Origin of the sequence: Litchfieldia salsa (assembly GCF_900104555.1) — a bacterium.
In the GTDB taxonomy this organism is placed as follows: Bacteria; Bacillota; Bacilli; order Bacillales; family Bacillaceae_L; genus Litchfieldia; species Litchfieldia salsa.
Genome location: NZ_FNJU01000001.1, coordinates 141,251 through 153,415, shown reverse-complemented (window position 1 = coordinate 153,415; position 12,165 = coordinate 141,251). Strand labels below are relative to the sequence as shown.

The following is a 12,165-nucleotide window of genomic DNA, read 5'->3' as shown; positions in this document are numbered from 1 at the left end:
TCTTACCAAAATCGTAAAATTCAAACAAATTTGAATAAGGATGATTCTCTAAATTTTAGTTTAATCTCAATTTGTTTGGTGATATAGTTTACCTGAAAAGGGTAGTTTGAATTAGATCTCGACATAACATAGTAGTTGGATATAGGAGGTTTTAATTATGCGTATTGGTATACCCAAAGAAATAAAGAATAATGAAAATCGTGTTGCGATGACTCCTGCTGGAGTTGTTAACCTAATTCGTTTCGGTCATGAAGTATTTATTGAAACAAACGCAGGGGAAGGATCTGGATTTTCAGATAAGCAATATATTGAAGCAGGTGCAAAGATTGTATCTACTGCATCAGAAGCTTGGGAAATGGATATGGTCATGAAAGTAAAAGAGCCATTAGCTTCTGAATATCGTTATTTTAAAGAGGATTTAATTTTGTTTACATATTTACACTTAGCACCTGAGCCAGAATTAACAGCAGCACTTACAGAGAAGAAGGTAGTTGGAATCGCGTATGAAACTGTACAATTAGCAAATGGGTCCCTTCCTCTATTAACACCAATGAGTGAAGTTGCTGGGAGAATGGCATCACAGTTAGGTGCGCAATATTTAGAAAAACCAAAAGGTGGAAAAGGAATTCTACTTGCAGGTGTACCAGGTGTAAGGCGAGGTAAAGTTACCATTATTGGTGGGGGGGTCGCTGGCACAAACGCAGCGAAAATGGCTATTGGTCTTGGTGCACAAGTAACGATTATCGACCTTAATCCAGAAAGGCTACGTCAATTAGATGACATTTTCGGTAACGATATTACAACCCTAATGTCAAATCCATTAAATATTGCTCAGGCTGTAAAGGAGTCTGATTTAGTCATTGGTGCGGTGTTGATCCCAGGAGCTAAGGCTCCAAAGCTTGTAACAGAGGAAATGATTCAAACAATGTCCTCAGGATCAGTTGTAGTAGATATTGCAATTGATCAAGGTGGGATTTTTGAAACAACTGATCGAATAACAACTCATGATGATCCAACTTATCTAAAGTTTGATGTGGTTCATTATGCTGTAGCGAATATGCCAGGAGCAGTTCCTAGGACTTCAACGATTGCTTTAACAAATGTGACTGTTCCATATGCCATTCAAATTGCGAATAAAGGTTATAAGCGTGCTTGTACAGAGAATGATGCACTTCTAAAAGGTATAAATACATTAAATGGATTTGTGACTTATAAAGCGGTAGCTGATGCCCATGGATTATCATATTCAAACACGAAAGATTTATTAGGTATTTCCTAGTAAATACTGCTATTTACTAGGAAAGGAACTACAGATGCGAACTTTTAAGGGATATCCTCCGCAGGAAGTACGTATCTTGTGTTCCGATCATTAGTAAAATTCCTCTTTATTTCTTAAAGCAAAACTCTTCTTATTGTCTTCAACTCTATGTGTAGTTTTTCTCACTTCTGGATTATAAGGGAAATTAGTGTAAATAAATTCTTTCCCATTCATTACCTATTTCATTTTATGATTGATTTATAGTACTTAACTCCTATCCAGGAGAGGATGGAAATTATAATATAGGATAAATTGGTGATATATATCTTCGTGGAAGTAAGGGATAATAAGTGAAGAGAAGTGTTTAACAACCAATGAAGGGGTTATTAGAAATGAAACATGAGATCATGAGCTTAATTGAACCAATCCAAGATGAAAAAATTAAATTTAAAATAGATAAGACGACTTATATGACGGATATAAAAACCTTATTCTCAGAGGTGGAGTTGGTTGCTTGTAATAAAGAGCAAGCAAAGATCGTGGAATCACTCAGCCGAATACAATCACGTAATGGGAAAGTTAAACCTTATATTGAAAGCATTGCTGTTGGGATTTATTCGAAAAGACTTCAATAAATAGAAAAAAGAGTAGAAGCTAAAGAATATGTTCTACTCTGTAAAAGACAATATTATTTAATAATTTGTAATTCTTTTGGATAGTTTGTAAGAACTTCGACACTAGAATTAGTAATCATTAAATCGTCTTCAATTCTAACGCCACCTACTCCATCCAGATATATACCTGGCTCTATTGTAAAGGCCATTCCAGTTTGTAGTAGCATGGCGTTTGTACTATTTAATGATGGAAACTCGTGTACATTAATTCCAAGTCCGTGACCTACGCGGTGTGTGAAATAGTCCCCAAACCCTGCTTGGGTAATGATAGAACGTGCTGCAATATCAATTTCTCCTATTGCAATTCCAGGTTTACATGTTGAAATCGCATTTTTCTGAGCCTTTAATACGGTATCGTAGATTTCCTTTTGTCTTTCATCAATTCTTCCGAATGCTACAGTTCTTGTAATATCAGAACAATACCCATCTAAAACCACTCCCAGATCAAACAAAACTAAGTGTCCATCAGCAATTTTTTCTAGCCCAGGTTTCCCGTGGGGGCTTGCTGTTTTAAGGCCTGTCAAAACCATTGTATCAAATGACATTTGGCGAATTCCTTTTCTCTTTAATTCAAATTCGATTTCACCTAAAATATCTAGTTCTGCTTTCCCTTTAGCGAGTGCGTTAACTCCAACCTCTACTCCGTAATCTGCTAATTTTGCTGCCTCTCTTAAAATCGCTGCTTCTTGCTCATCCTTTATCATTCTTAACGTATGTAGTTTTTCCTCAGCAGACACAAATGAAGTATTAGCATAAAGTGATTTGAGTTTTTCATATCTTTCAATATTCAAATGTTCTTTTTCGATCGCGATCGTTGAAACATTAAGGTTCCTCTTTGTGAGTGCAATTTTAATTAACTCCCACGGGTCATCCGTATCACTAAATCCAACAACCTCATATTCCCATCCGCTTGCTCTTGCTTGGGAAATTTCCATTGCTGGACAAACCAAAAATGGTTCTTCTTCTGGAAAAACAAACATAGCCAAGAGCCTTTCATGAGGTTCTGTGTAAAATCCAGATAAGTAAAATACATTTGGGGTTGATGTTAACATACAAAAAGATATGTCTTTTTCTTTTAACCAGTCTGCAGTTTTTTCTAAACGATGATTCAAATGTTTCACCCTTTCTTTTAATGATAGATTAGCAACTCTACTTAATAAAGTAAACATTATCACCTTATGTTTGGAGATTTTTTTTATGGGAAAAGATGAGTAAAGAAGAACGAATGTTTATCTTATTTTTAAAATAGTCATAGAAATAAGCTGTTTTCGTATTGATTGTTGCTTTTTAAAAGCCGCAGGCTGAATACACTCCGCGTCCGGTGGGTGACAAGTGAGCCTCCTCGTCGATAATGCTCCTGTGGGGTCTCACTTTGGCCATTGGTCCCACAGGAGTCTACGTGTATTCATCCTGCTTGTTACTACGGTTTTAATATTATATGTCTAAAACAACAACCTTTGAGAAAACAGTCTAAAAAGAAATCTTAAACGGGAGTGATTTATATATGAAAGTATCCTTTCACGGACATTCGGTTGTTAAAATCGTTACATCAGGTAAGACAATTATGATTGATCCTTTTATAACTGGAAATGGACAAACAGATCTTAAAGCTGAAGAAGAAAAAGTCGATGTGATTTTATTGACCCATGGTCACAACGATCATGTGGGTGATACCGTAGCACTTGCAAAACGAAATGATGCACTTGTTGTTGCTCCAGATGAGCTAGCCACTTATTTAGGGTGGCAAGGAGTGAGGTGTCATCCAATGCATATTGGTGGTACACATAGGTTTGATTTCGGGACGGTAAAGTTAACACAAGCCTTCCATGGTTCAAGTTATACTGTAGCTGAAACGAAGGAGATTATCTATACAGGAATGCCGGCAGGAATCCTGTTTAGTGCCCAAGGGAAATCAATCTATCATGCAGGTGATACTGCGTTATTCTCTGATATGAAATTAATTGGTGAGCTTAATACAATTGACCTAGCCTTTTTACCAATTGGCGATAATTATACAATGGGACCTGTGGATGCAAGTATTGCTGCAGATTGGCTAGGGGCGAAAATGGTGGTTCCTATCCACTACAATACATTTCCAATCATCGAACAGAATCCAAATGAGTTTGTTGAAAGGTTGAAGCCGGGAGTGGGTAAAATTTTACTGCCAGGTGATTCAATAGAATTAGTATAATTACCGTTGGGTTGTTTTTACTCCTTCTTTTATACGCATTCTCTTAGATACGTATGTTTTGATTGTTCTGTGCATAAAATGAACCAAGCTATGATATCTGAGGGAGGAATAATGATGAAAAATAGGATGATTCTATGTTTATTAATTTGCGGATTGTTATTGTATTACGGTATACCTAATTTATCGATTGAAGCTGGTGGATTACAGGGGGTTTTTTCAATTGCTTGGCTAGGATTTGCGGCCATTGTAGTAGGTGGAAATTTGGTCGGGTTATTATATAGTACTCAACAAAAGAAAAAGACTAACTTGCAATCAATTGAACAAAAGTCACAAATTAAACGTAGAATACGTCAGTATCAATAATACCAAGGGAAGCTTTGATTGAATAAAGCGACGCTCACCATTATAATAGGAACTATATCAAAATGGACATATACATTAGGTCTTGTGAAATAGAACGACTAGAGGGTGAAGCGCTTGGCAACAAAGCATGAGCAAATTTTACAATATATTGATGAACTGCCTGTTGGTGAAAAAATATCAGTTCGACAAATTGCAAAGGACATGGGAGTTAGTGAAGGAACTGCTTACCGAGCAATTAAAGAAGCGGAAAATAAAGGCTACGTTAGTACCATTGAACGAGTCGGTACAATTCGTATAGAACGTAAAAAGAAAGAAAATTTTGAGAAGTTAACATATGCAGAAGTAGTCAACATTGTCGATGGCCAAGTTCTAGGTGGTAGAACAGGTCTACATAAAACACTAAATAAATTTGTTATAGGCGCAATGAAGATTGATGCAATGATGAGATATACTGGTGCTGGAAATCTTCTAATTGTCGGAAATCGTATAAGAGCTCATGAAAATGCTTTAAATACTGGAGCAGCTGTTTTAATAACCGGGGGATTTGACACAGAAGAGCAAGTGAAGAAGCTAGCAAATGAAGTTGAACTCCCGATTATTTCAACGAGCTATGATACTTTTACTGTTGCAACAATGATAAATCGTGCCATCTATGATCAGTTAATAAAAAAGGAAATTGTTTTAGTAGAAGATATTCTGACACCACTAGATCGAACGATTCACCTTAAGAACACAGATACAATAGAAGAGTGGCATAAACATAATTATGAGACAGGCCACAGTAGATTTCCGGTTGTTGATTCTCAAATGAAAGTAGTCGGAATGGTCACTTCCAAAGATGTAATGGGTCGAGAACGATCATTACCTATTGATAAGCTAATGACTAAACAACCCATGACTGTTAATGAAAAGACTTCAGTTGCCTCTGCATCACATATGATGGTTTGGGAGGGGATAGAAGTTCTCCCTGTTGTCAATCAGAGTAATAAATTGCAAGGCATTATTAGCCGTCAAGATGTATTAAAGGCGCTTCAAATGATCGGCCGTCAACCACAGGTTGGTGATACGATTGAAGATATCATTACGAATCAGTTTGAGGAAATACATTCAGATATAAAAGGCGAAGTTTTGTATCGATGTGGAGTAACTCCTCAAATGACCAATTATTTGGGAACCATTTCATACGGAGTTTTTACGACGATTGTTACAGAAGCCGCTAACCGAGTGCTTAGATCCTATAAAAAAGGTGATTTAGTGGTAGAAAATATCACCATCTATTTCATAAAACCAGTACAAATTGATAGTATAATTGACATCAAACCTAAAGTCTTAGAAGTTGGTAGAAAGTTCGGTAAAGTGGATGTAGAGGTTTTTAATGAAGGAATTGTTGTAGGAAAAGCAATGATGATGGTTCAATTAATTGATCGATAAGAAAAGCGGAGGCGCCTCGTTCAGCCCCGACAGGCATAAGACGAATCACGCAGGAAATCTTGATTTCTGAAGTGATTTGACTTATGACCCCGAGGGGCTAGGCGCTGGAGCTAGACAATAAGAAAAGCGGAGGCGCCTCGTTCAGCCCCCGACAGGCATAAGACGAATCACGCAGGAAATCTTGATTTCTGAAGTGATTTGACTTATGACCCCGAGGGGCTAGGCGCTGGAGCTAGACAATAAAACTGAGTGCAATTTTTTAAACTTTCTTATCTTGTAAAAAAGGGGGATGCATGAGGCATCCCCACTTATTATTCTTTTGCTTCTTCAATTACCAAAGGTAAAAAATACTTATATGCTCTAATTCCAGCATATGCACTTCCACCACCAACAAGAAATAGAACTGCACTAATCACATATGATACGGTTGATTGATGTAGAAAAACGGTGTTTATTGCAAAAAATGCAACAAAAAGTCCTAGAGCTATACTAGACTTTGAAGAAATCCATTGTTTTTCGATTGGTCGTTTACTTTGAAAATATCTTGCTTTATAAAAAATATAAAAAGCGAAAGTAATAACAATAAGCACAACAAGTACTGGCATTTTTAATCCTCCATTACATATTACATAATTCTATTTTACTCATTATTGTAGAAATAATCTAGTGAAACAACACTCTACTTTAGTAATTCAAGATTGATGATGATAATATAAAGATATTGAATAAAGAAAGAACAAGAAGGTGACTCTCATTGAAGGAACAAATAATTAGTTTGATCAAGCAATACAATACGGTGATAATTCATCGTCATGTAAGACCAGACCCTGATGCTTACGGTTCACAGTGTGGTTTGGCTGAGCTTTTAAAAGCAACTTTTCCAAATAAAAGTATTTTCGTAGTGGGGAAAGGGGAGGAAACACTAGAATTTCTCTATCAAATGGATACTATTCCAGATTCTACTTATAAGGGTGCTTTGGCGATTGTATGTGATACAGCAAATCAAGAGAGAGTTTGTGACCAACGATATACATTGGCTGATAAAGTGATTAAGATCGATCATCATCCAAATGAAGACCCCTATGGAGACTTAATGTGGGTTGATACTAGTTCAAGCTCAACAAGTGAATTGATTTATGAACTTTACTTACACGGGAAGGACAATGGACTTACTCTAACCAAAGAGGCAGCTAGATTGATCTATGCAGGTATCATTGGTGATACTGGAAGATTCCTGTTTCCGAGTACAAACCCGAGGACGTTTACATATGCTGGAGAACTAGTCAGCCATGATTTCTCTTTCCCAGAAATCTATGAGAACTTATATAATACGAAGCAAAACGTTTCAAGATTAAGCGGATATGTTTTACAAAATTTCAACATTACAGAACATGGTGTGGCATCAATGAGTATTTCTAATGAGATTCTACAAAAATTTGATGTCAGTCCATCTGATGCATCACAACTAGTTAGAATCTTAGGAAACATAGATGGTATTGAAGCATGGGTATTCTTTGTTGAGGAGGAAGATCAGATTAGAGTAAGACTCCGTTCAAAAGGACCTGTTATTAACAAAATTGCCCAGAAATATGGTGGGGGTGGGCATCCTCTTGCTGCAGGAGCATCTATCCACTCATGGGACGAGGTTCATCCTTTAGTTGAGGATTTGAACAAGCTTTGTCAAAAATAAATGCCGATTAAAGTGCCGTTTCCCCTTTTAAGAAAGGAAACGGCACTTTTTTTAAAAAGCTTTTTTACGGCAATTGAAGGATATACTTAACTCCAACTTATCGAACTAATTCAATTTTAAGTGATAGTTCAAGAGTTGTATCAAAATAAACCGCATAGATTTTAAGTTTGTATATCTTATCATCTGCCGGATAGTGTTTATTTTCAATTGCCTTTCGAAGAAGTTCTTTATTTTTCGATAAGCTCTCAACATCCATTGCTATTAAATGATTAAGATCTTTCACAACCTCATCAGTCAAATTGTGAAGTGTTAAAGGAGCTAAATTATATTTCTTATGATCGACTATTTCCACTTTAAAGTCTTGTATTTTAAGTTTTGATTTATTTTCCTCATTTAATTTCGTATTGTTTTCCATTAGTGTATCTAAATGTTGTTCGAGATTTGTAATGCGGTCTTGTTGTTTTGTAATAGTTTTTACTTGCTTTTCCTGAAATACTCCATATTGAAAAAGAAATACAAACCAACTAATTAATGCTCCGACGACAACTCCTGCAAAAAATCTTTGCCAACTAGGTCTTTGATATAATGGCGGAATTCTCATTATGATATATGCTCCTGTGTAAGCCATACAATAATGGTCCAACCAGATTGTGCGCCACCCATTGCGGATACAATGAGTAGAAATTGCTTAAATAAATCCTTTGTCTGTCCATTCAGGATGCCTCTTTCAAAACTATTAAACGCGTCGAAGGTACCTCCAATAGCAGCAACTAATGCCCATATTTTTAATTTATTCGCCATTCTGAATATTTCAGTTAGTGGAGGTTCTCCCGCAATAAATGCACCAATCCCACCTATGAGGCAACCTCCTAATAACACACCTAATGCAATAAAATAACTATGAATAAATGCTGGAAAAAAAGCTTCTTTTATTTCCAACCGTAATCACCCCTTCTTGATTTATAAAAAGAATATAAATTCGCATTTAGTTTTGGTGTCTAGCTCCAGCGCTTTGCGCTTTTCTAATGTATATGGACAAACATGAGTAAGTATGAATTGAAATCCAAGGTGTTACAAAAGCGTTTCAAAATTCTAAATTTGTCTGTAGATTTTATAAAGTCTATAATAAGGAAAAGACCGTCTCTTTTGAGAGGAGGGAAACGATATGTCGTTTATACACCTTCAAGTAAATAGTGGGTATAGTCTACTATCAAGTTCGGTGGGTGTTGAAGAATTAGTAAAGAGAGCGAAAGAATTCGGATATAAAGCTCTGGCTCTAACTGACAATAATGTTATGTATGGAGCCGTTCATTTCTATAAAGAATGCCGAAAAAACGGAATTAAGCCTATTATCGGATTAACCGTATCTATATTAACTAATGATGAAGATGACCAATCCAGTCCTTTGATTTTACTAGCAAAAAATCAGCAAGGTTATCGTAATCTACTGAAAATTAGTAGCATTGTTCAAACAAAATCCAAGGCGGGTTTGCCGAAGAAATGGCTTAAGCATTATAGTACAGGCCTAATAGGTATAACACCGGGAATGGATGGGGAAATTGAACAACTTTTATTAAACAATCAATTAGAAGATGCTATTCTCTCCATTACCTTTTATAAAGAATGTTTTGAGATAGGTGATTTTTATTTAGGCTACCAAAGACTAGGGTTGAATGAAGAAGCTGAACTACATAAACAATTAAAAATCCTTAGTCATGGCCAAAAAATTCCCGTTGTAGCGACAAATCACGTACAATACCTAAATAAAGATGACAAGCTTGCCTTTGAGTGTTTAGTTAATATCCGTAATGGAACAAAATTATCTGAGAATGACCGTTTTCAGCTTGAAAGCTCAGAATCCTATTTCAAGACGATCCATGAAATGGTTGACCTTTTTTCAGATTCTCCTGAGTTATTAGAACAAACCATGAATATTGCTTCAAAGTGCCATGTAGAGATTGAACTTGGTAAGATGGCACTCCCTAAATACCCAGTCCCTGAAGGTGAGCCTGCAAATGAATTTTTAGCTCGAGTGTGTTTAAAAGGCTTGAAGGAAAGATATCCTGAACCAAAGGAAGAACATTATGACAGGTTAACCTATGAGCTAAGTGTAATCACGAAAATGAATTTTAGTGATTACTTTTTAATTGTGTGGGACTTTATGGAATACGCCCATCAACAAGGAATTTTAACAGGTCCTGGTCGTGGTTCCGCAGCGGGTTCAATCGTTGCTTATGTTCTGAAGATTACAGATGTTGATCCAATCAAACACTCATTACTATTCGAGCGTTTCTTAAACCCCGAGAGAATTTCTATGCCTGATATTGATATTGATTTTCCGGATAATCGACGGGATGAATTGATTGCTTATGTTGCGAACAAGTATGGACAACTTCATGTTGCACAAATCATTACTTTTGGTACTTTATCAGCACGTGCCGTTTTACGGGATGTTGGTAGAGTAATGGGGATCTCGGTTAAAGAAGCAGACTTTATTGCAAAACAAGTACCGTCAAAACTAGGTATTACTCTCCAGCAAGCATTAAAAGAATCTAAAGGATTACAGGAATATCTACAAAAATCTGAAGTTGGAAAAAGAATCTTTGATACTTCGTTAAGGCTTGAGGGATTACCACGGCATACGTCTACACATGCTGCAGGTGTCGTGATTAGTGAGAAGCCTTTAACCGATTTAATTCCCATTCAAGAAGGGCATCAGGAGGTCTATTTAACGCAATTTTCAATGGAAATCTTAGAAGAACTTGGCCTATTAAAAATGGACTTTCTTGGATTAAGGAATCTAACATTGATTGATCAAATTCTTACTCTTATACGTAAGAACACTAGTAAGACTATTGATCTTGCAACGATCCCAACTGATGATTCGAACACATTTTCACTCCTGAGTACAGGGGATACAACAGGAATCTTTCAACTTGAATCTAGTGGTATGAGAAATGTGTTAGAAAGATTAAGACCAACAGAGTTAGAGGATATCGTAGCGGTTAATGCGTTATATCGACCAGGTCCGATGGAAAATATCCCAGTTTATATCGATAGAAAGCATAAAAAAGAAGATGTAATTTATCCGCATCCTGACCTTGAACCTATCTTGAAACAAACATATGGTGTCATTGTTTATCAGGAGCAGATTATGCAAATCGCTTCAATGATGGCAGGCTTTTCCTTAGGAGAAGCGGATTTGTTAAGAAGAGCTGTTAGCAAAAAAAAGAAAGAGGTACTTGACCAAGAGAGAGTCCATTTTGTACAAGGATGTATTAATAGAGGTTATGACCGAGCTGTTGCAGACTCTATTTATGATCTAATTGTTCGATTTGCAAACTATGGTTTCAATCGAAGTCATGCGGTTGCATATAGTATGATTGCTTATCAATTGGCATATCTAAAAGCGAATTACCGGACATACTTCACTGCTGCTTTACTGACAAGTGCGGTTGGGAATGATGAAAAATTAGCACAATATATCAGAGAAGCAAAACAAAAAGGAATAAATATTCTTTCTCCATCTATTAATAAGAGTACATACCCTTTTTTAGTAGAAAAATCAGGTATAAGGTTTAGTTTATCAGCGGTGAAGGGAGTTGGAGTAGCTGCATTACGGGATATTCTAGCAGAACGTAAAAAGAAGCCTTTCAGAGATTTATTTGACTTTTGTATTCGAGTTTCCATGCGGCATGTAAATCGTAGAATCTTAGAAGCTCTTATATGTTCTGGTGCATTTGATGAATTCAAAGAAGATCGAGCAACCCTTTTAGCAACGGTTGACGTCGCCATAGAACATGCTGAGCTAGTCCACCCAAAGGACAAGAATCAGATTGATTTATTTGTTGATGATGATGATTTTATGATTAAACCAAAGTATGTAAATATCGAACCTTTCACACAGGAAGAAAAATTACAATTTGAAAAAGAGGCACTTGGTTTTTATTTATCAAATCATCCCGTAAGTACGTTGCTTAATAAGGTAAATCAACACGTAATAACTCAAATTGCAGACATAGTTACCAAGGAGTCATCTAATCTAAAAAAAACGGTCTGTGTGTTAATTACAACAGAAAGAACAATACGGACAAAGAAAGGTGAAGTAATGGCTTTTCTAACGTTGAGTGATGAGACGGGTGATATGGATGCGGTCGCATTTCCTGCTGTCTACACTCGTTTTTCTAAGAATCTTAAAAAAGGTGAAATTCAATTCTTAGAAGGGAATGTAGAAAAAAGGGATAATCGAACTCAATTTATCATTAAATCAGTTAAAACGATTGAGGAAGTTGAACCTATAAAGGAAAATGATTCAAATAATAAGCTTTTTCTTAAAATAGAAAGTAACCATCAACAAGAAGATTTATTGGAAGATTTAAAGTCCATTTTAAAGAAAAATCATGGTACTGTAGCAGTTATTGTTTATTTTGAAAAGGATCAGAAGACGATTGCACTTCAACGAGAATATTGGGTATCTATAGAGGAAAAAACAATTCAACAGTTTAAAAATCTGTTAGGTGATAAAAATGTTGTCGTTAAATAAATTCAATGTACAACA

The 12,165-nt window shown here is 36.1% G+C and carries 11 protein-coding genes; 7 read left to right on the top strand and 4 right to left on the bottom strand.

Translation table 11 applies throughout. The features are described 5' to 3' along the window. The first annotated feature begins 157 nt into the window (after nucleotides 1–157). Nucleotides 158–1,279 carry an alanine dehydrogenase gene (ald, locus tag BLQ56_RS00710; protein ID WP_090849183.1) on the top strand — a complete coding sequence of 374 codons (1,122 nt, stop codon included), beginning with the start codon at nucleotides 158–160 and terminating at the stop codon, nucleotides 1,277–1,279. A gap of 371 nt (nucleotides 1,280–1,650) precedes the next feature. Beyond that, entirely contained in the window at nucleotides 1,651–1,893 is a 243-nt protein-coding gene (locus BLQ56_RS00705) for a hypothetical protein (RefSeq protein ID WP_090849181.1), read from the top strand. A gap of 53 nt (nucleotides 1,894–1,946) precedes the next feature. Here the strand turns inward: BLQ56_RS00705 and BLQ56_RS00700 are convergent, their stop codons facing one another. Beyond that, the gene (locus BLQ56_RS00700) at nucleotides 1,947–3,044 is read right to left on the bottom strand and encodes a M24 family metallopeptidase (protein WP_090850011.1); all 1,098 of its coding nucleotides are present in this window, start codon (nucleotides 3,042–3,044) and stop codon (nucleotides 1,947–1,949) included. A gap of 392 nt (nucleotides 3,045–3,436) precedes the next feature. Between BLQ56_RS00700 and BLQ56_RS00695 the strand changes: the two genes are divergently transcribed. The 3 genes from BLQ56_RS00695 (at nucleotide 3,437) to BLQ56_RS00685 (ending at nucleotide 5,917) form a co-directional block, all read left to right on the top strand. After that, complete coding sequence (locus tag BLQ56_RS00695) at nucleotides 3,437–4,123, top strand: metal-dependent hydrolase (protein WP_090849179.1); 687 nt, start codon at nucleotides 3,437–3,439, stop codon at nucleotides 4,121–4,123. Nucleotides 4,124–4,237: 114 nt separating this feature from the next. Beyond that, entirely contained in the window at nucleotides 4,238–4,486 is a 249-nt protein-coding gene (locus tag BLQ56_RS00690; protein ID WP_338011830.1) for a hypothetical protein, read from the top strand. 114 nt (nucleotides 4,487–4,600) lie between these two features. Further along, nucleotides 4,601–5,917, top strand: a complete 1,317-nt coding sequence (locus BLQ56_RS00685; protein WP_090849175.1) for a CBS domain-containing protein — start codon at nucleotides 4,601–4,603, stop codon at nucleotides 5,915–5,917. Between the two features lie 311 nt (nucleotides 5,918–6,228). Here the strand turns inward: BLQ56_RS00685 and BLQ56_RS00680 are convergent, their stop codons facing one another. Next, nucleotides 6,229–6,522 (bottom strand): YtpI family protein, encoded by a 294-nt coding sequence (locus BLQ56_RS00680; protein ID WP_090849173.1) that lies wholly within the window; start codon nucleotides 6,520–6,522, stop codon nucleotides 6,229–6,231. Nucleotides 6,523–6,671: 149 nt separating this feature from the next. On the opposite strand from BLQ56_RS00680, the gene BLQ56_RS00675 reads away from it, so the two are divergent. Further along, entirely contained in the window at nucleotides 6,672–7,607 is a 936-nt protein-coding gene (locus BLQ56_RS00675; RefSeq protein ID WP_090849171.1) for a DHH family phosphoesterase, read from the top strand. Between the two features lie 97 nt (nucleotides 7,608–7,704). On the opposite strand, the gene ytrI is transcribed toward BLQ56_RS00675, so the two are convergent. Together ytrI and ytrH are read right to left on the bottom strand one after the other, a co-directional pair. Next, nucleotides 7,705–8,208, bottom strand: a complete 504-nt coding sequence (gene ytrI, locus BLQ56_RS00670; protein ID WP_090849169.1) for a sporulation membrane protein YtrI — start codon at nucleotides 8,206–8,208, stop codon at nucleotides 7,705–7,707. After that, nucleotides 8,208–8,546, bottom strand: coding sequence for a sporulation membrane protein YtrH (gene ytrH / locus BLQ56_RS00665; protein ID WP_090849167.1), 339 nt, complete (start codon nucleotides 8,544–8,546; stop codon nucleotides 8,208–8,210). Before ytrH ends, ytrI begins: the two co-directional genes overlap by 1 nt. Before the next feature lie 226 nt (nucleotides 8,547–8,772). Here ytrH and dnaE point away from each other — a divergent pair, with 226 nt between their 5' ends. After that, entirely contained in the window at nucleotides 8,773–12,150 is a 3,378-nt protein-coding gene (gene dnaE / locus BLQ56_RS00660) for a DNA polymerase III subunit alpha (protein ID WP_090849165.1), read from the top strand. The last annotated feature ends 15 nt before the right edge of the window (nucleotides 12,151–12,165 follow it).